Consider the following 18,030-nt stretch of genomic DNA (forward strand, 5'->3'; position numbering starts at 1 on the left):
GGCCGCGGGCTACCCCTGCTGGGCGCGCTCCGAGCGGATCCGCGTCACCACGTCGCCGGCGGCCGTCCTGATGGACTCCAGCTCCTGCAGGTAGGCCCAGTAGTCGGGGTGGGCGCCGGCGAGCCGCCGCGGCGCCCTCTCCAGCCGCTCGACGAGGGAGTCGAGCACGCGGGCGTGCTGGGGCGGGGCCCCGCCCGGCTGCGCCACGGCGAGCCGCTGGGCGTCGCGCACCGCGAACCGGACGCTCTCGACGGGCCTGGCCGGGTCCTCGGCGACCGCTTTCAGCTCCTCCGCGCGCCCGGTGACCTGCCCGGCGCGGCGGTCGGCCGCGTTCAGCTCGGTGCGCGCGGCGGTGAGCGCCCGCTGCGCCTGCTTCCACTCGGCGCGGCCCGCGTGCGCGGACGCCTCGTTCAGCCGCTCGCGGGCCCGGGTGACCGCCGCCTCGATCGACTCGGGGGCGCCCTTGAGGTCCTGCCAGCACGCCTGCGAGTAGCCGCGCACGAGGACCCGCATCGCCTCCTGGACGTGGCCCGCGCGGTTCGCGACGGCGTCGGCCCGCGTGCGGACGGAGGAGAGCGAGTCGCGGACCTTCTGCGCCTGCCGCGGCAGCTCCGCGGCGGCCTCCCGGGCCCGCTCGGCGATGGCGCGGACCTCGTCGGCCTTGCGGATGGCGCCGTCGAGGCCGAGCCCGCCGAGCCCCTGGGAGCCGAGCTGCGCGAGGACCCGTTTGGCGCGGTCCAGCTCCTCCTCGGGGTCGGTGGCGTCCATCCCGGCGGACCTGGCCGCGGCCACGGCGGCGTCGGCGGCGGCCACGGCGTCGCGGGCGGCGGTGAGGCGGGGCGGGAGCTGGTCGAGGGCGGACTCCAGCCGGGCCATCTGCGGGGCGAGGCGCTCGGCGAAGCCGTTCAGGTCCCCGGTGATCTTCTGGAGCCGCTCGGTGGAGGCGACGAACGCGCGCCGCGCGGCGTCGTACTCGGCCGGTGACCGCTCCCGGTCATCGAGGTCGTGGGCGTCCAGGACGGAGATGTAGGCCACGGAGGCGGCGTCGGCGGTCTCGGCGAGCCGGGTGAACTCCCGGCGGGCGGGCTCGGCCGCCCTGGCGTCCAGGTCCTCGAACACGGTGACGCGGCCGTCGATGTACTTCTGCGCCTGGTCCATGTCGTAGAAGGCCGCCGCGGCCGCCTCCCTCGCCTCGACCGCCCCGGCCGCCGCCTGTGCCCCGCGGCCGCCCCGGCGGCGCTGGTCGCCCGGTCCCCGCAACGCAGCCTCCCTTCGTCCGATCCCCAGTCTGACGCAACCGGCCCGGGTTTCGTCCATGCGGGAAGGAGGCCGGGCACGTGACGGCGGCCGGGTGGCGAGCGAATCACAAAGATTGTCGCCATCCCTTCATAAAGGATGGAACGGATAGCATCGCTGCAACGTCGATAAGGCTGGGCGCCCCATCGGCGTCCGATCCGGCATGCGATCTTGGAGGCTCATCGTGCCCGTCAGTCTGAGCAAAGGCGGCAACGTCTCGCTCACCAAGCAGGCCCCCGGCCTGTCCGCGGTGACCGTCGGTCTCGGCTGGGACCTGCGCACGACGACCGGGACCGATTTCGACCTCGACGCCTCCGCGATGGTCCTGGACGCCTCCGGAAAGATCATTACCGACCAGCACTTCGTCTTCTTCAACAATCTGCGCACGCCGGACGGCGCGGTCGAGCACACCGGCGACAACACCACCGGCGCGGGCGAGGGCGACGACGAGCAGCTCAAGGTCAACTTCGGCGCGATGCCCGCCACGGCCGAGCGGGTCGCGTTCGCCGTGTCGATCTACGATGCCGAGAGCCGCGGGCAGAACTTCGGGCAGGTCCGCAACGCCTTCATCCGGGTGCTGAACCAGGCCGACGGGGCGGAGATGGCGCGCTACGACCTGACCGAGGACGCGTCCATGGAGACCGCCATGGTCTTCGGTGAGCTGTACCGCAACGGGACGGAATGGAAGTTCAGGGCGGTGGGCCAGGGGTACGCGTCGGGCCTGGCCGGCATCGCCGCCGACTTCGGCGTCAACATCTGAGCAGTCCGAGCAGTCTGGACAGGAAGGGAGCAGCCCGCACATGGGGGTTTCACTCGCCAAGGGCGGCAACGTCTCGCTGACGAAGGCCGCGCCGAACCTCACCGCGGTCACCGTCGGCCTCGGCTGGGACGTGCGCGCGACCACCGGCGCCGACTTCGACCTGGACGCCTCCGCGCTGATGCTGGCGAGCCACGGCAAGGTCATGTCGGACCAGCACTTCGTCTTCTTCAACAACCTGCGCAGCCCTGACGGCTCGGTGGAGCACACCGGCGACAACCTGACCGGCGAGGGCGAGGGCGACGACGAGTCGATCAACGTCGACCTCACCGCGGTGCCGGCCGAGTGCGACCGCATCGTGTTCCCGGTCTCGATCTACGACGCCGACAACCGGCAGCAGAGCTTCGGGCAGGTCCGCAACGCCTTCATCCGGATCGTCAACCGGAACGACGGCAACGAGCTCGCGCGCTTCGACCTCACCGAGGACGCCTCCACCGAGACCGCCATGGTGTTCGGCGAGCTCTACCGGCACAGCGGCGAATGGAAGTTCAGGGCCGTCGGACAGGGGTACGCCTCCGGTCTGGCGGGCATCGCGATGGACTTCGGCGTCAACGTCGGCTGACCGCCGGCTCCCCCGCATCCCGGCCGCTCCGCCCGGCCGCCCTTCCTAGCAGAAATACGCGCATGATTCTTCGCACCTTCGGGTGGTCCTTCGGCGTCACGGTCGTCGGCCTGCTCCTCGCCCTGCTCTACGACGGACCGACCGGGCTCGCCCTGGTCGCCGTCCTGGCCGTCCTCGAGGTCTCGCTGTCGTTCGACAACGCCGTGGTGAACGCCAAGGTGCTCGACCGGATGAGCGCCTTCTGGCAGAAGATCTTCCTCACCGTCGGCATCGCGATCGCCGTGTTCGGCATGCGGCTGGTCTTCCCCCTGCTGATCGTGGGGATCACGGCCAAGCTGAGCCCGGTCGAGGCGTTCGACCTCGCCCTCAACGACTCGCACCGCTACCACCAGCTGATGAACGACGCCTACCCGATGATCGCGGCGTTCGGCGGCATGTTCCTGATGATGCTGTTCCTGGACTTCGTGTTCGAGGAGCGCGCCGACAAGTGGCTGCCGTGGCTAGAGCGGCCGCTCGCCCGCATCGGCAAGCTGGACCAGCTGTCGGTCGTGGTGGCGGGCGGCTCGCTGGCGCTCGTGGCGTGGCTGTCGGCCTCCGACCCGGGCAGCGTCATGATCGCCGGCGTGCTCGGGATGGTGACCTACATCCTGGTCAACGGGCTCGGCGAGCTGTTCTCCGAGGCGAGCGAGGACGACGACGAGGACGAGGACGACGCCAAGGACGGCGCGGAGGCCGTGAAGGGCGGCGGGCGGTCCGGGCCGAGCTCCCTGGCCCTCGCCACGGGCAAGGCGGGATTCTTCCTGTTCCTGTACCTGGAGGTGCTGGACGCCTCGTTCAGCTTCGACGGCGTCATCGGCGCCTTCGCGATCAGCACCGACCCGATCGTCATCGCGCTGGGCCTCGGTATCGGCGCCATGTACATCCGGTCGCTGACGGTGTTCCTGGTCCGCAAGGGCACCCTGCACGAGTACGTCTACCTGGAGCACGGCGCGCACTGGGCGATCGGCGCCCTCGCGGTCTGCATGCTGGTGAGCATCGGCCACCACGTGCCCGAGTGGATCACCGGCGGCCTCGGCGCCGGGCTGATCATCGCCGCGTTCGCCAGCTCCGTCGTCCGCAACCGCGGCCAGGACGGGGACTCTCCCGACGGGACCGCGGGCGGCGGGCGGCCGCTGCACTCCAGCCAGGTCTGACCGGCGTCACCTCGACCCCGCGACGCACATCGATCACCGGAGGTACCGACGATGTCCATATCGCTGCAGAAGGGGCAGAAGGTCTCGCTGGCCAAGCCGGGCGGCGGCACCCTGTCCAGAGTCAAGATGGGCCTCGGCTGGGACGCCGTCGCCAAGAAGGGGCTGTTCGGCAAGGGCAAGCCGCAGTCCATCGACCTGGACGCCTCGTGCCTGCTGTTCGACGCGTCCGGCAACCTCGCCGACCAGGTGTGGTTCCGGCAGCTGCGCAGCAAGGACGGCTCCGTCCAGCACACCGGCGACAACCTGACCGGCGAGGGCGAGGGCGACGACGAGGTCATCAACGTCGACCTGCAGAGCGTCCCGGCGGGCGTCGTCCAGCTGGTGTTCACGGTGAACTCCTTCACCGGCCAGGACTTCTCCCAGATCGCCAACGCGTTCTGCCGGCTGGTGGACGAGAGCACCGGCCAGGAGATCGCGCGCTATGACCTGAGCGGCGCCGGGCAGCACAACGCGCAGATCATGGCCAAGGTGTCGCGGGACGGGCAGGGCTGGTCGATGACGGCGATCGGGGCGACCGCCACCGGCCGCACGTTCCAGCACCTGCTCCCCGCCGTGGCGACGCACCTGTGATCCGGCGCGGCCCGTCCGCCCGGGGGCGACCCCCCGCGCCCCCCGTCGAGAGCACCGTCTGACGAGGGGTAAATGCGGCATTTCGACCATATCGACGCCGCGCGTCGTAAGCACCTGTTCTACCGGCATCCGCGCCCGTTCGGCCGGCACGACGACCCGGACGTGCTGGCGGTCGCGCTCGGCGCGACGCTGTACTGCCCGGCCACACGACCCGCCCTCGCCGCCGACATCGAGCGCGCGGCGCGGCGGGGCGTGATGAGCATGGTGGTGTGCCTGGAGGACGCGATCGCCGACGACGAGGTCGGGGCCGGCGAGGCCAACCTCGTGGCGCATCTGCGGGCGCTGCACACCGCCTCCGGGGCGGACGGCGCCTCCGGGGCGGACGGGGCGGAGGTCCCGCTGCTGTTCGTCCGCGTCCGCGACCCGCGGCAGATCGGCGACCTGGTCGGCCGGCTCGGCGCCGCGGCGGAGCTCGTCACCGGATTCGTGCTGCCGAAGTTCACCGCGTCCGGCGGTGGAGCGTTCCTGGACGCGCTGGAGGAGGCGGCCGACCGCTCCGGGCTCCGGCTGCTGGCGATGCCGGTGATCGAGAGCCCGGAGGCCGTGTACGCCGAGACGCGCGCGGAGATGCTGCACGACGTGGCGCGCCTCCTCGCCAAGCACCGGTCGCGGATCCTCGCCGTCCGGCTGGGGGCGACCGACATGTCCGCCGCGTACGGGCTGCGGCGCCCGCCCGACCTGACGATCTACGACATCGGGCCCGTCGCGGGCGTGATCTGCGACGTGGTCAACATCCTCGGCCGCGCCGACGGCACCGGCCACGTGGTGACCGGGCCCGTGTGGGAGTACTTCTCGCAGGGGGAGCGGATGTTCAAGCCGCAGCTGCGGCAGTCGCCGTTCGATCGGCAGCGCGCCGCGCCGCTGCGGCAGCGGCTCATCACCTCCGACCTGGACGGGCTGATCCGCGAGGTCCACCTGGACAAGGCGAACGGTCTCACCGGCAAGACCGTCATCCATCCGAGCCATGTCGCGGCCGTCCACGCCCTGTCGGTGGTGACGCACGAGGAGTACAGCGACGCCGCCGACATCCTGGGCGTCGCCGGGGGCGGTGCGATGGCCAGCTCCTACGCCAACAAGATGAACGAGGCCAAGCCGCACCGCGCGTGGGCGCAGCGGCTGATGCTGCGCGCCCGGGTGTTCGGGGTGGCGGCGGAGGGCGTCACGTTCGTCGAGCTGCTGGAAGCGGCGGACAGCCGGTGACGAGTTCCTGGGTGGGTTCGCGTCTGGGTGTTCGTCTCGTGGACGGCGCGCGGCCGGCGGGCGCCGGGCTCTCGTCGCTCGTGGGGCTCGCCGTGCGCCGCAACCCGAAGCGTGCGCATCTGCTGGTGTCCGCGGTGCTGGGCAAGCACGTGCCGACCGATCCGCGCCTGGTGTACGGGTCGGGGTTGCTTCTGGGCGAGCTTGTGCGCGCCTGCCTGGGCGCCGTTGAGCCGTCCCGTCCCGGTTCGCTTCTCCTGGACGGGCTGCGCGGCGAGCCGAACGCCGCCCCCGCACTACGTGACCTCATGCGCGTCCCGCAGAACCCCGTGGACGCGATCGTGCTGGGTTACGCCGAGACCGCGACAGCCTTGGGGCATTCCGTGGCGGACGCGTTGGGCGGTGCGTACTACCTGCACTCCACGCGGCGCCCCGTTGAGGGCTTCGCCACCTACGGCGGCTTCGAGGAGGAGCACAGCCACGCCACGAGTCACCTGCTGCTGCCCGCCGATAGCGCCCCACTCGACCGCGACGTGCCGCTGGTTCTCGTGGACGACGAGCTTTCCACCGGCCGGACGGTGCTGAACACCATCGAGGCCCTGCATGCCGTTCGTCCCAGGAGCCATTACGTGCTGGCGGCCCTGGTCGACCTGCGTGCCCCTGCCGACCGGGCTCGAATGGACGATCTCGCCGTGCGGCTGGGGACCCGCATAGACGCGGTGGCTCTGGCCGGGGGACGGGTCGATCTCCCAGAGGGCGTCCTTGAGGCAGGAAGGGCGCTCGTCGCCGGGATATCGTCTCCGCCTTTCGCTCCCCAGGAGGGACCGGCGTTCGAGGTCTCCCGAGTCGAGCTGGAATGGCCGACCGCAGTGCCGGACGGTGGACGCCACGGGTTCCTCCCCGAGCACCGGACGCGGCTGGAGAAGGAACTGGCCCGGATGGGCGACGTCCTTGCCGCCGGCCTTGGGGGAGGAGCCTCCCGTGTCCTCGTCCTCGGGTTCGAAGAGCTGATGTACGCGCCACTGCGCCTCGCGGAAGCGCTCGCCGACGCCCGGCCGGATGTGGACGTCCGCTACTCCACGACGACGCGTTCCCCCGTACTCGCCGTGGACGACCCTGATTACGCCATCAGAACCCGCCTCGTATTCCCGTCCCATGACGACCCGGCCGATGGGCCAGGGGAGCGGTACGCCTACAACGTCGCCCCTGGGGCCGGCCAACGCCCCTTCGACCGGATCGTGTTCGCGGTGGACGACGTAGGCGACACCACGGAGCTCGTCGACGGCCTACTGGAACGGCTGCGCGCGCTTGCCCCCGTGACGGTCGCCACCATCCCGTCCTACAGGAGGGCACCGTGAAGCCGCTGTACGGGCCATCCTTCGGCAGCTACCCGGCGGAGGACGTCGCCTGGCTGCTCAAGGACCTCTCCCACGCGCGGCTCGAAGCGCCCACGGAGGAACGCGAGGCCGCGATCCAGTCGGGGCGGGCGCACTACGCCGAGTCGCTCCCGGTCGAATACCAGCCGGGCCCGGAGTACCGGCGGCTTTTCCACGACGCGCTGGAGGCGTCCGCCGAACGGCTCGCCTACGCGACCGGGCTCGTCACCGAGATGATCCTCGCCGAGCGCGGCCCGGACGCCGTCCTGGTGTCGCTGGCGCGCGCCGGGACGCCCGTCGGCATCCTGATGCGGCGCTGGGCCCGGTACGCGCACGGCCTCGACGTCCCGCACTACGCGGTCAGCATCGTCCGCGGCCGGGGCATCGACACGGTCGCCCTGCGGTACCTCAACGAGCACCACGACCCGGCGTCCGTGATGTTCGTGGACGGCTGGACGGGCAAGGGCGCCATCACCAAGGAACTGACCGCCGCCCTGGCCGAGCATCCGTTCCCGTCCGATCTCGCCGTGCTGGCAGATCCGGGACGGTGCACGTCCCTCTACGGCACCCGGGACGACTTCCTCATCCCGTCCGCCTGCCTCAACTCGACCGTGTCGGGCCTGGTGAGCCGGACGGTCCTGAACGACTCCCTCATCGGGCCCGGCGACTTCCACGGTGCGAAGTTCTACGCCGATCTGGCCCCGGACGACGTGTCGGGCGTCTTCGTCGACGCTGTCTGCGCGCGCTTCGCGCACGTGGCCGAACGCGTCGCCAAGGACCTGCCGCAGCTCCGCGCGGCCGACCGCACGCCCGACTGGTCGGGATGGGAGGCCGTCCGGCGCAGCGCCGAGGCGGAAGGCATCGACGACCTGAACCTCGTCAAGCCGGGGATCGGAGAGACGACGCGCGTGCTGCTGAGGCGCGTCCCCTGGAAGGTGCTCGTGCGGGCCGACGCCGGTCCGGAAGTGACCCACATCAGGCTGCTCGCCCGCGAACGCGACGTGCCCGTCCACGAGGTCGAGCCCGGCCGGTTCCCCTACGCGTGCATGGGATTCATCCATCCCCGGTTCGGCAAGGGGGCCGTGCAGTGACCGTCCTGGTGTGCTCCGACCTCGACCGCACGCTCATCTACTCGACCGCGGCCTTCGCTCTGGAAGGCCCAGACGAGACCATGCCGCGCCTGCTGTGCGTGGAGTTCTACCAGGGCGCACCGCTCTCGTACATGACCGAAGCGTCCGCGCGCACACTGGAGGCACTCGCGACGGCGTCAACGTTCGTCCCGACGACGACGCGCACCCCCGAGCAGTACCGGCGCGTCCACCTCCTGGAGAAGCCGCCCCCCTACGCCATCTGCGCGAACGGCGGCCACATCCTCGTGGACGGCGAGGACGACCCGGCCTGGGCGGCGGCCGTCCGGAACAGGATCGCCGACGGATGCGCCCCGCTCGCGGACGTCCAACGGCACCTCTCGCGCAACGGCGGCGACTTCGTCCTCAAGCGGCGCACCGCCTCCGACCTGTTCGCCTACACGGTCGTGGACCGGGCCGCGCTGCCGTCCGGCTGGGTCGAGGACCTCACCGGCTGGTGCGCCGAACGCGGCTGGCGGACGTCCCTCCAGGGCCGCAAGGTCTACTGCCTGCCCACCGGCCTGACCAAGGCCGCCGCCGCCCGGGAGGTCGCCCGCCGCGCCGGCGCGTCCACCCTGCTCGCCGCAGGCGACGCGCTCCTGGACGCCGAACTGCTGGCGGCCGCGGACCTGTCGATCCGCCCCGCCCACGGCGAACTGCACGACACCGGCTGGACGGCCCCCGCCACCGCCGTCACCGCCGCGCGGGGCGTCGCCGCGGGCGAGGAGATCGCGCACTGGCTCCTGGCCCGGGCCGCGGCACCGCGGACGTCCACCCACCGGTAGCGGCGCCGTACCGAGTGCCGTTCGAGGAGGGCGCGGGGTGCCCGCCCCTGGACCGGTTCATGGAAGACTGGGTCGTTCGCTGGGCGGAATGCAAGGACTGGAGCGTTTGGTGGGGGATGTGCTGCGGGTCTCGCGGCCCAACGCGCGGTTCCAGCAGTGGGAGGCGCTGCTGCGGAACCGGAACAAGCGGCAGCGGGCCGGGGAGTTCCTGGTGCAGGGCGTCCGTGCGATCAGCCTGGCGGTGGAGCGCGGCCGGCCGATCCGGGCGCTGATCTACGACGCCGAGCGGCCGCCGTCGCGGTGGGCGGCCGGGATACTGGAGCGGGCCGGGGGCGAGCGGGTGGCGATGGCGCCCGAGCTGCTGCGGGAGCTGAGCGGCAAGGAGCAGGAGGTCCCCGAACTGGTCGCCGTGGTGGCGCTGCCGGACGACGACCTGGCGCGGATCCCGGTGGGCCCCTCGTTCCTGGGCGCGGTCTTCGACCGGCCGACGGGGCCCGGCAACATCGGCACGATGGTGCGTTCGCTGGACGCGTTCGGCGGTGCGGGGCTGATCGTCACCGGGCACGCCGCCGACCCCTACGACCCCAAGGCGGTGCGCGCCTCCACCGGGTCGCTGCTGGCCGTGCCGGTGGTCCGCGTCCGCTCCCACGGCGAGGTGCTGGACTGGGTACGGCGGGAACGGGAGGCCGGACGCCCCCTCACCGTGGTGGGCACCGACGAGAACGGCACCGCCGACATCGCCGAGGTGGACCTGACCGGCCCCGTGCTCCTGGTGATCGGCAACGAGACCGCCGGCCTGAGCGCCGGCTGGCGGCAGGGGTGCGACACGATGGCGCGGATCCCGATCGGCGGCGCGGCCAGCTCGCTCAACGCCGCCAGCGCCGCCACGGTCGCCCTGTACGAGGCCGTCCGCCAACGCGGCTGTGTTTCAAAGTCCCGGCCCACGTAACTCGCCTGGCGGCTCGCTACGTGACCTGGCCTGGGCGAACGCGGCATCGCTTCGCGATCTGCCCGGTTCCGCTCGCCTTCGGCTTCGCTCCACCGGGCAGGTCACGCGTTCGCGTGCGCGGCCGAGGCCCTAGGTGCCCCTCGTCCTGCCGTGATGCAGTCGTCCGGCAGAACCACGAGGACCGGGCAGCTCCGCCGGGCGCTGGACGGCCGCCGCGCCGACCGCACGGTGCATTCTCACCGCGTCCCGGCCGCCCCCGTAGAGAACCGTCACCGTCCCAGGGGTCGCCGTGGCCGCGATCTGAGGCGACAATCAAGGGGCACCCTTCTCGCGCGCAGGGGAGGCCACCTGGATCACATGAGCTCCCGTCTCACCGGCGACGAGACCGCGCTGTGGAAGGCCGCGGCCCGGGTCCTCGACGCGAACTGGACGGGCAACGCCACCGCCGCCTCGCCCGGCCTCTACCCCCACCAGTGGAGCTGGGACTCGGCCTTCATCAGCATGGGCCTGGCCCGCCACCGCCGCGACCGCGCCGAAGCCGAGCTGATCTCCCTGTTCCGCGGCCAGTGGGCGGACGGGATGCTGCCCCACATCGTGTTCAACACGCGCCTCGACCGGCACGCCTTCTTCCCCGGCCCCGAACTGTGGCGCAGCGAGAGGCAACCGGACGCCCCGCGCGGCGTGCACACCTCCGCCCTCACCCAGCCGCCGCTGCACGCCCTCAGCGCCCTGCGCCTGCACGAGTGCGCCGCCGACGGGGAGAGCAGCCGGGCGTTCCTGGCCCGCCTCTACCCGATGCTGACCGCCCAGCACGGCTACCTGGCCCGCTGCCGCGACCTCGACTCCAGCGGCCTCATCGCCATATGCCACCCGTGGGAGTCGGGCCTGGACAACAGCCCCGCCTGGGACCGCCCCCTCGGCGCGCTCCCGCTGCCCCCGTCCTCCTACGCGCCCGGCCTGCGCCCCCACGCGCTGCCGACCGGCGAGGACTACGATCGCTACGTCCGGCTCGTCGCGCTCATGCGGGAGGCCGCCTACCGGCCCGGCTACCTCCGCGACGCCCACCCGTTCGCGGTCGAGGACCCCCTCGTCAACGCCGTCTACCTCGCCTCCACGCACGCCCTCGCCGCCATCGCCGAGATCATCGGCGCGGACCCCGTCCCGCACCGCGAGCGCGCCCAGCGCGTCCACCAGGCCGTCCTCGACCGGCTCTGGGACGCCGACACCGGCTGCTTCCGCGCCCGCGACCTGCGCGACGACCGCCTGCTGCCCGTCATCACCGCCGGCTCGTTCGGCCCGCTCCTGGACCCCGAACTGCCGGCCCCGATCGTCCGCAACCTCGTCGACCTGCTGCTGTCGGCCCGCTTCGCCGGCGCCGCCGGCTACCCCGTCCCCACCTGCGACATCCAGGCCCCCGCCTTCGACCGCGCCGGCTACTGGCGCGGCCCCACCTGGATCAGCACCAACTGGCTCGTCTGGTACGGCGCCCTCGCCCACGACCTGCCCGTCGTCGCCGACCTGCTCTACGGCTCCACCATGCGGCTCGTCCGCCAGTCCGGCTTCCGCGAGTTCTTCGACCCCTTCGACGGCACCGGCCGCGGCAGCCACGACTACGCCTGGTCGGCGGCCCTCGTCCTCGATCTCCTCGGGGCCCGCCGCGCCCCCCAGGCGGCCTGATCGCCTACCGTGGGGGCATGCGCCTGAACCGGGGTCCCCTGCCCGCCGCGGTCCGCGCCGAACTCGCGCTGGAACGCGGCGAACGCGTCCTCGCGGCGGCGCCCACCCGCGGAGGCTCCCACGTCACCGCCACGCTCTTCGCCCTGCACGTGCCGACGCCCTCGGGAGGCTTCACCCGCGTCCCCTGGGAACGCGTCGACCACGCCACCTGGAAGGACGGCTGGCTGCACGTCCGAGAGACCTCCGGCGGCGCCGAGCACCACGTCCGGCTCACCGACCCCGGCTCGGTGCCCGAGACCGTCCGCGAGCGCGTCACCGCCACCATCGCCGTCACCCACCAGGCCACCCTCCCCGGAGGCGGGAAGGTGCGCATCGCCGGCCGGCGCCCCGCAGCCGGCGGCGATGTGCGCTGGACGTTCGTCTTCGACGCCGGGCTCGACCCGTCCGACCCGGGCCTGCGGGCCCAGGCCGAACAGGTCCTCGAAGACCTGCGCCGTCAGACCGGCCTCTAGCCGGGGTACGGCTGCTCCTCCTTGCGGCCGCCCGTGACCTGCTCGGGCACCCGGTCCTTCAGGTGCCCCGCCTTGTCGCGCGCGGCCCCGGCGAACGTCTCACCCTTCGACCGGATCTTCCCGGCGGCCTCCTGCACGTTCGGGTTCTCCGACACCTGCTTGGAGAGCTGCTTGATCTGCTCGTACCGCTCGCGCCCGGCCTTCGTCCCGAAGACGTAGCCGACCGCGGCGCCTGCCATGAACATCGTGCGAGCCTTCATGTCCAACTCCTACTGACGGCGGAATCGTGACACCCCCTATACCCGCCCTCGCCGCCTCAATCCCCAGGCGTGCGCGAACAGCCCCGGACATGCGCTAACCTAGACCCGCCGCCAGGGGCCGCCAGACCCCGGCGGACGCACGATCCCGCGTAGCTCAATCGGCAGAGCAGCCGGCTGTTAACCGGCAGGTTATTGGTTCGAGTCCAATCGCGGGAGCTTCCTTACCTCAGCGTTACACCAGACCAGGCCCGTTCCCACCGAGGGAAACGGGCCTGACCCGTCTAGTGAGTACCGAACCGAGTACCAGATGCCCTAGTTGGGGTTCGGGAAGATCAGATCCATGGCCTGCGCGCCGTCCTGGATCACGGGCCGGATCTGCTGCCGGTACACCTTCTCAGTGACCTGCGTTCCGCTGTGGCCCACCAGTAGGGCGATCTTGTCCAGCGGCATCCCGCTGTCCGACAGCAGGGATACGAAGCTGTGCCGCAGCTCGCGCGGTGTCCAGGCGTCCGGATCCAGACCCGCCGGCGCGATGACCTCGCGGCGGAACGCTCGGAGCACGGTCATCGCCCCTCGCACGGCGCCGGCCTCGCCGGGGAACAGCAGCGCCTCCGGGTCGAGTGGCTCGGGGAGAATCGCCCAGAGGTCCCGCAGGGCCACGACGCAGCGCCGGGGGAGTTTCAGCGTGCGGCGGGACTTTTTGGTCTTGGTGTCGCCGCGCGCCCTGACGGAGCGCCAGACGTAGACGGCGAACTCATCGTGCTCCCACCCCGCTTCATGCACCGGGCGCCACTGCCCGCGGCTCTTGTCGTAGGCGACGACATGCGACCAGGTGAGTTTCCGGAGTTCCTCCGTCCGTGCACCGGTGAGCAGAGCGAGGATGACGTACTGGCGCATGTCCGACCGCGCACGCTCGGCCGCGGCGAGCACTCGCATCGCCTGGGCGAAGTCGAGCGCTTTGGACGGTCGCCCGGTGCGCTTGCCAGTCGGCACCTCGCAGAGCTGGACGACATTCCGCGTCACGCGTTCGTCACGCCGCATCACCCGATCAATGGACCGCTTGAGCACCGACCGGACTTCGCGAAGCGACTTCGTAGCGAGCACCTCGGCACGGCCTTCCAACCAGCGTTCGCAGTCGTCGGCGGTGAGTTCCCGCACGGTCAGGTGCCCCAGTTGCGGAGTGATGTGATGCTCGGCGAGGCTGCGCGCGTTCGTGACGGTCGATTCGTCACGCCCCATGAGCCCGTACCGCAGGAACCCACCGACTGCTTCGGCAATCGTGACGTCCGCAGTTGCCTTCGGTGCTTGCTTCTCCTTTCGGCGCGCCAAGCTCTCCTTGAGCTTCTTGAGCGCCTCCGTCTGAGTCTTTCCTCGGCCACGGACGATGATCCGGCGCCCATTGGGCTGATAGCCGATCGTCTGGGACGCCACCCACCTATTGCGGGCGGCGTCCCAGCTAAGACCGCCTTCACCAGGTGAACGTCGCTTCTTACCGCTCACGCGGCCTCGGCCTCTCTCTCCAGTAGTTCGATGTACTCGACGATTGCGCTGGCGGGCACGAGGCGGGCGCTGTGCTCCGTGACGGTGCGGATGCGTCCCGCGCGAACCAGCTCGTAAATCCGGCTCCGGCTGAACGGGAGGATGCCGGGCAGTTCAGAGATCTTGTACAGGGGCTTGAGGCCGTACAGCTCGGCCGGACTGGGCTTCCTCGTGGCCATCTCGCAGTGGGCCCTTCGTCGCTGATCGGTCGTTGGGGTGTCCCGGCGGTGTGCTTGGTAGCTCGGCGCCGGTTCGCTGTGCTGTGCGGGAGGGGCTGAAACATCTCCGCATCTCCGCATCTCCGCAGTTGTGGCCGTGACCTGTGGTGATGCGTGCGGAGATGGGTGGGGTGGTCCTGGGGTCATCTCCGCAATCGGGGGTTCATCTCCGCACTGGTTGCGGAGATGCGGAGATGGACTTCTGTCGCTGTCGGCTGTCTCCGCAATCCGTCGTTGCAGGTAGAGGGCGGGTTCTGCGGCGTTGCGGGGATTGCGGAGATGTTTCAGCGTCTTTCGGGGCTCGCTGCGGTCAGTCATGGTGCTCGACCCAGAACACGTTGCGGTCGCCGCGGTGGTTCTTGGCGGAGCGGACGACGTAGTCGCCGCGCCAGCGGCCGACTTGGCCGGTGAGTAGGCGGCCGAGGGCGAGCACGTTGGGCGGGCGGCCGGTGTGGGTGGTGATGAACTGGCCTTCCCACCGGTCGTGTTCGTCCAGGCCGATGCGGTCGGGTTCGCCAGAGCGGCGCAAGTCGGCTGCGGTCATCGGTTCGGCGCCGTGCAGGACGTGCCAGCAGGCCAGGAACGCGCGCCACCGGGTTTCGTCCTCGTCGATGTCACGCACCTGAGCGGCGTTGGCGAGGAACCCCTCGATGCCGTGGTGGGCCAGGAACCCGCCGAGGGCTTGGGCCCACGGGGTGAACTGCCGCATGGAGACGGTGTCGGCGCGCGGCGCCTGGTTGCGCGTCCAGTCCAGGACCAGTACCAGCAGGTGCCACAGGACGGTGAGCTGATTGGAAGGGGTGGTGATCCATTGGTCCAGGTGCGGGATTCCGAACCGGGATTGGTCGCGCTGCTCGGGCCGCGGCATGTTGGGGTCCAGGTGCACCCGGACGGTGCGGGAGGCCATGTCCCCACCGACCTGGAGGTTGTTCCCGGTGGCCATCCAGAGCCGGTCGTTGACGGTGGCGATGTTGCGGGACGCACCCAACTGCCGGTCCGACCAAACGCCCGCGGTGACGAGCAGGGCCAGGGTGGCCGAGTCGATGACGGTGCCTTCGGCGAGGTTGTCCCACACCACCACCCCGACCTGTTCGGCCAGCACGGCAGTGATGGACTTGCGGAGTTCCTCTTCGGCGTAGGCCCAGGGCATGACCCGCTGCCCGTAGAGCATGCCGGGCCCGCCGGTCAGGATGCTTTTTCCAGAGGCGGGCATGGTCGCGTCGATCAACGCGAACGGGGTCAGGGACCGGGTGAAGTGCCGCAGGATCGGCGTGACCAGTAGCGCCACATAGTTGGCGCGGTCGGCCGCGCTGGACCACGGGAAGTCGCGCAGGAACCGATTCAGCACGAAGTCGTGGGCTTCCGCCACCTGCTTGGGGGTGGGCCGATCGGGAACGGGCGGCAGCGCGACTTTGGAGGCCAGGTACAGGCCGGTGGCGGGGTCGTAGCCGGGGCGTTGCAGCAGGGTGCCGTCTCGGCGGAGTACTGGGGCGCCGATCACGCCGCGCAGCGGTGCCAGGCCGGGCCAGGTCTTGCCGGCCAGCACTGAGGCCAGGATGTCGCGAGGCGGGGTGATTTCCTCCTCGAAGGTCTCGGTTCCGCCGTTGCCGGTCCGGCGGGACCGGACCCGGTAGACGTAGGCGTGTTCGGCCAGCAGGCCCGCGAGAGTGGCCGGGGTGACCGGGCTCGCGGTGACTGGCAGCGGCGAGTCCTCGTCGGCGGCCGGGGAGGTCTGGCCGCCAGACACGGTCTCCATGTGGACCAGGGAGCCAGCGGAAACGTAGGTGTCGGGCAGGGAGTTGCTGGCGAGCGCGGCTTTCAGGACGCGGATGGTCTCGGGGCCGGATCCGGCTTGCAGGGGCGGCTTGCTGGTCATGCGGGGACGCTCCTGGGGCGTTGGGTGCCGGCGCGGAACCCGGACCGGATGGTCCGGCGGGCGGGCCCGGTGGCCAGCCCGGCGCGCACGGCGGCAGCGATCAGCAGTAGCTGGGTGTCGTCGGGGTCAAGGGCGCCTCCGGCCACCAGCTGGCCGAGGGCGACGGCGGCGCCGTACAGGGTGGCGTTGCGACGCCCCGTGGGGGCGTCGGCGATCGCGTTCAGGCTGGCGGTGATTGCCTTGTTCAGGTAGGCGCCGCGGTTGCCGGTGGCCAGGCGCACCGTGACCGGCTCTTGCGGCGGCAGCGGCGCGGGTCGAAGCCGTTCGGCGAGCCAGCGGGGCAGCGGCGCCGGGGCCGGGGTGTGGATCGGGTCATAGGCGCCGGTGCCGTCCGGGAGGTCGACGAAGGAGCCGGGGCCGACGACGTATCCGCCGTCGCCGCGGGTGTCGACCTTCCACCCCAGCCCGTTCCCGCGGTCATCAGAGGTGTTGGTCAGCCGGACGCCGTCCGGGGCGGCGAAGTACAGGTGAGACCCGCCGCGCCGGGTCCGGACGTGGAAGGTCTCCAACGGCATCGGCTGGCCGGCCTGCTCACACACCATCGCGAACACGTCGGCCCCGTCGTTGACGCCGGGCAGCGCCCACCGGGACGGCGGGCTCTCGCCGGGCTTGGGCATGTCCAGGTCGATCACCAGCAGGCCAGAGGGACCGCAGGCGATCCCGATGTTGTAGGGGCGCCGCGCCCAGATACGCCGGATCACCTCCGGGTCGGTGGTCGCAGTCTTGGTCCACCGCACGCCGTGGGGCGGTTCCTTGTCGCCGGGGGCCAGCGGGAAGACGTGCCAGCCACGCGCGGCGGCGGCCAGCGCGTAGCGCGCCAGCGCCGCGGCGTCGGGCCGCAGCGGAACACACGACCGGGCCCGCGACGGGACGGGCGATGGGGCGGGGTCGGTCATGCTGCTGTCCCCTCGTCGAGCGATGGCAGGGCGAACAGGTCGGTTTGGTAGCCGCGGGTGGTGAGGCCGGTCAGTAGGCGGGTGCGCCATTGGGTGGCGTAAGTCAGGCAGTTGGCGCAGTTGCGGTGCCCGCGGCACTGGGGCAGGGGCGGTAGTCGGCGGGCGCTGTAGCTCCAGGCCATGGAGTCGGCGGAGCCCAGCAGGTGGCCGTAGCGCTGCAACCCGCCGGACTTGACGCCGAATCCGTGCAGCTTGAGGCCGAGCCCTGAGAGGGTGGCGACGATGTGACCGATCTCGGCGGTGGACTGGCGGCGGCACACCGACCCCAGACCAACCCGCGGCAGCGCCCCCAGGTCCACACCCGCGGCGGCGTACAACTCAACGCAGCGCAGGTAGTCCGGCAGCGCCCAGCCCTGCACGACGGGCAGCCATGGCAGGTGCGGGGCGAGCGCCCGCAACTCCAGGTAGTTGGCCACGGTCCGGTCCTGGTGCTCGCGCACGCTCAGCCCGGTTCGTTCGATCATGAATGGCTCGCACATCAGGTCCTGCTGTGCCAGGAAGTCCGGCATGCCCAGGTGTTCGGCGTAGCGGGCGGCGGCTTCGGCGTACTGGCCGGGCGTGGTGATCCACCGGCCGTGCAGCGACAACTCGGTGAACCCGCCCGAGTCCAGCGCCCACCGGCACACCGCGCGCCGCAGCCGCGCCTTACGTGCGAGCTGGCGGTGCGAGACGAACAGCGGGAAGTGCGCCTTCCACAGCCAGTGCGGTTGATGGGCGCCCAGGTAGAACAGCGGCACACCTTCGGTAGCGAGCACGGTCATGCCGCTCTCCCATCGGGCAGTGGGCGGTCGGGGGTGAGGCGGGCCAGCAGGGCGGCCAGGGCGGCGGTGCCCTGTGCGGGGACGACGCCGTTGCCGAGGGCTTTGAGCTGGGCGTTGCGGGTGAGGCCGGGCACGGCGGTGACGTGGCCGGCGGGGAGGCCCATGAGCCACTCGACGAA

At 71.5% G+C, this 18,030-nt stretch carries 19 protein-coding genes and 1 tRNA gene; 12 read left to right on the forward strand and 8 right to left on the reverse strand.

Going from position 1 to position 18,030, the window contains the following annotated elements; translation table 11 throughout:
• Positions 1 to 9: 9 nt before the first annotated feature.
• Positions 10 to 1,260, reverse strand: coding sequence for a molecular chaperone DnaJ (locus tag AB0C84_RS10060; RefSeq protein WP_361063518.1), 1,251 nt, complete (start codon positions 1,258 to 1,260; stop codon positions 10 to 12).
• A 220-nt stretch (positions 1,261 to 1,480) separates the two neighbouring features.
• Between AB0C84_RS10060 and AB0C84_RS10065 the strand changes: the two genes are divergently transcribed.
• The 11 genes from AB0C84_RS10065 (at position 1,481) to AB0C84_RS10115 (ending at position 12,181) form a co-directional block, all read left to right on the forward strand.
• Entirely contained in the window at positions 1,481 to 2,056 is a 576-nt protein-coding gene (locus tag AB0C84_RS10065) for a TerD family protein (protein WP_179843092.1), read from the forward strand.
• A 40-nt stretch (positions 2,057 to 2,096) separates the two neighbouring features.
• Positions 2,097 to 2,675 (forward strand): TerD family protein, encoded by a 579-nt coding sequence (locus AB0C84_RS10070; RefSeq protein WP_179843091.1) that lies wholly within the window; start codon positions 2,097 to 2,099, stop codon positions 2,673 to 2,675.
• 62 nt (positions 2,676 to 2,737) lie between these two features.
• A complete protein-coding gene (locus AB0C84_RS10075) occupies positions 2,738 to 3,868 on the forward strand; it encodes a DUF475 domain-containing protein (protein ID WP_258938751.1) in 1,131 nt (376 codons plus the stop codon).
• Between the two features lie 51 nt (positions 3,869 to 3,919).
• Positions 3,920 to 4,498, forward strand: a complete 579-nt coding sequence (locus AB0C84_RS10080; protein WP_258938752.1) for a TerD family protein — start codon at positions 3,920 to 3,922, stop codon at positions 4,496 to 4,498.
• Positions 4,499 to 4,570: 72 nt separating this feature from the next.
• A complete protein-coding gene (locus AB0C84_RS10085) occupies positions 4,571 to 5,758 on the forward strand; it encodes an HpcH/HpaI aldolase/citrate lyase family protein (protein WP_361063523.1) in 1,188 nt (395 codons plus the stop codon).
• Between the two features lie 11 nt (positions 5,759 to 5,769).
• Positions 5,770 to 7,113 carry a phosphoribosyltransferase family protein gene (locus AB0C84_RS10090; RefSeq protein WP_361063526.1) on the forward strand — a complete coding sequence of 448 codons (1,344 nt, stop codon included), beginning with the start codon at positions 5,770 to 5,772 and terminating at the stop codon, positions 7,111 to 7,113.
• Entirely contained in the window at positions 7,110 to 8,222 is a 1,113-nt protein-coding gene (locus tag AB0C84_RS10095) for a cysteine protease StiP family protein (RefSeq protein ID WP_361063529.1), read from the forward strand. The genes AB0C84_RS10090 and AB0C84_RS10095 overlap by 4 nt, the downstream gene beginning before the upstream one ends.
• On the forward strand, positions 8,219 to 9,043 hold the full coding sequence (locus AB0C84_RS10100; RefSeq protein ID WP_361063532.1) for an HAD family hydrolase: 825 nt from the start codon (positions 8,219 to 8,221) through the stop codon (positions 9,041 to 9,043). Before AB0C84_RS10095 ends, AB0C84_RS10100 begins: the two co-directional genes overlap by 4 nt.
• Before the next feature lie 109 nt (positions 9,044 to 9,152).
• Positions 9,153 to 9,992: a TrmH family RNA methyltransferase gene (locus AB0C84_RS10105; RefSeq protein ID WP_361063535.1), complete on the forward strand. Its 840-nt coding sequence runs from the start codon at positions 9,153 to 9,155 to the stop codon at positions 9,990 to 9,992.
• A 357-nt stretch (positions 9,993 to 10,349) separates the two neighbouring features.
• On the forward strand, positions 10,350 to 11,669 hold the full coding sequence (locus AB0C84_RS10110; protein WP_179843083.1) for a hypothetical protein: 1,320 nt from the start codon (positions 10,350 to 10,352) through the stop codon (positions 11,667 to 11,669).
• Positions 11,670 to 11,686: 17 nt separating this feature from the next.
• On the forward strand, positions 11,687 to 12,181 hold the full coding sequence (locus AB0C84_RS10115; protein WP_361063539.1) for a hypothetical protein: 495 nt from the start codon (positions 11,687 to 11,689) through the stop codon (positions 12,179 to 12,181).
• Here the strand turns inward: AB0C84_RS10115 and AB0C84_RS10120 are convergent.
• Positions 12,178 to 12,441: a YtxH domain-containing protein gene (locus AB0C84_RS10120; protein ID WP_179843081.1), complete on the reverse strand. Its 264-nt coding sequence runs from the start codon at positions 12,439 to 12,441 to the stop codon at positions 12,178 to 12,180. The genes AB0C84_RS10115 and AB0C84_RS10120 overlap by 4 nt on opposite strands.
• Before the next feature lie 143 nt (positions 12,442 to 12,584).
• Between AB0C84_RS10120 and AB0C84_RS10125 the strand changes: the two genes are divergently transcribed.
• Positions 12,585 to 12,657, forward strand: a tRNA-Asn gene (locus tag AB0C84_RS10125).
• A gap of 96 nt (positions 12,658 to 12,753) precedes the next feature.
• On the opposite strand, the gene AB0C84_RS10130 is transcribed toward AB0C84_RS10125, so the two are convergent.
• The 6 genes from AB0C84_RS10130 to AB0C84_RS10155 all read right to left on the reverse strand — a co-directional run bounded on the left by AB0C84_RS10130 (position 12,754) and on the right by AB0C84_RS10155 (position 18,015).
• Positions 12,754 to 13,872, reverse strand: a complete 1,119-nt coding sequence (locus AB0C84_RS10130) for a site-specific integrase (RefSeq protein WP_361063542.1) — start codon at positions 13,870 to 13,872, stop codon at positions 12,754 to 12,756.
• Positions 13,873 to 13,937: 65 nt separating this feature from the next.
• Positions 13,938 to 14,159 (reverse strand): DNA-binding protein, encoded by a 222-nt coding sequence (locus AB0C84_RS10135; protein ID WP_361063545.1) that lies wholly within the window; start codon positions 14,157 to 14,159, stop codon positions 13,938 to 13,940.
• 349 nt (positions 14,160 to 14,508) lie between these two features.
• A complete protein-coding gene (locus AB0C84_RS10140; protein ID WP_361063548.1) occupies positions 14,509 to 16,074 on the reverse strand; it encodes a hypothetical protein in 1,566 nt (521 codons plus the stop codon).
• The gene (locus AB0C84_RS10145; protein WP_361063551.1) at positions 16,071 to 17,030 is read right to left on the reverse strand and encodes a bifunctional DNA primase/polymerase; all 960 of its coding nucleotides are present in this window, start codon (positions 17,028 to 17,030) and stop codon (positions 16,071 to 16,073) included. Before AB0C84_RS10145 ends, AB0C84_RS10140 begins: the two co-directional genes overlap by 4 nt.
• Positions 17,027 to 17,851 carry a hypothetical protein gene (locus AB0C84_RS10150; protein ID WP_361063554.1) on the reverse strand — a complete coding sequence of 275 codons (825 nt, stop codon included), beginning with the start codon at positions 17,849 to 17,851 and terminating at the stop codon, positions 17,027 to 17,029. The genes AB0C84_RS10145 and AB0C84_RS10150 overlap by 4 nt, the downstream gene beginning before the upstream one ends.
• A complete protein-coding gene (locus tag AB0C84_RS10155; RefSeq protein WP_361063766.1) occupies positions 17,848 to 18,015 on the reverse strand; it encodes a hypothetical protein in 168 nt (55 codons plus the stop codon). The genes AB0C84_RS10150 and AB0C84_RS10155 overlap by 4 nt, the downstream gene beginning before the upstream one ends.
• Between the last annotated feature and the right edge of the window lie 15 nt (positions 18,016 to 18,030).

The sequence above is a fragment of the Actinomadura sp. NPDC048955 genome, assembly GCF_040649435.1.
GTDB lineage: Bacteria > Actinomycetota > Actinomycetes > Streptosporangiales > Streptosporangiaceae > Spirillospora > Spirillospora luteofluorescens.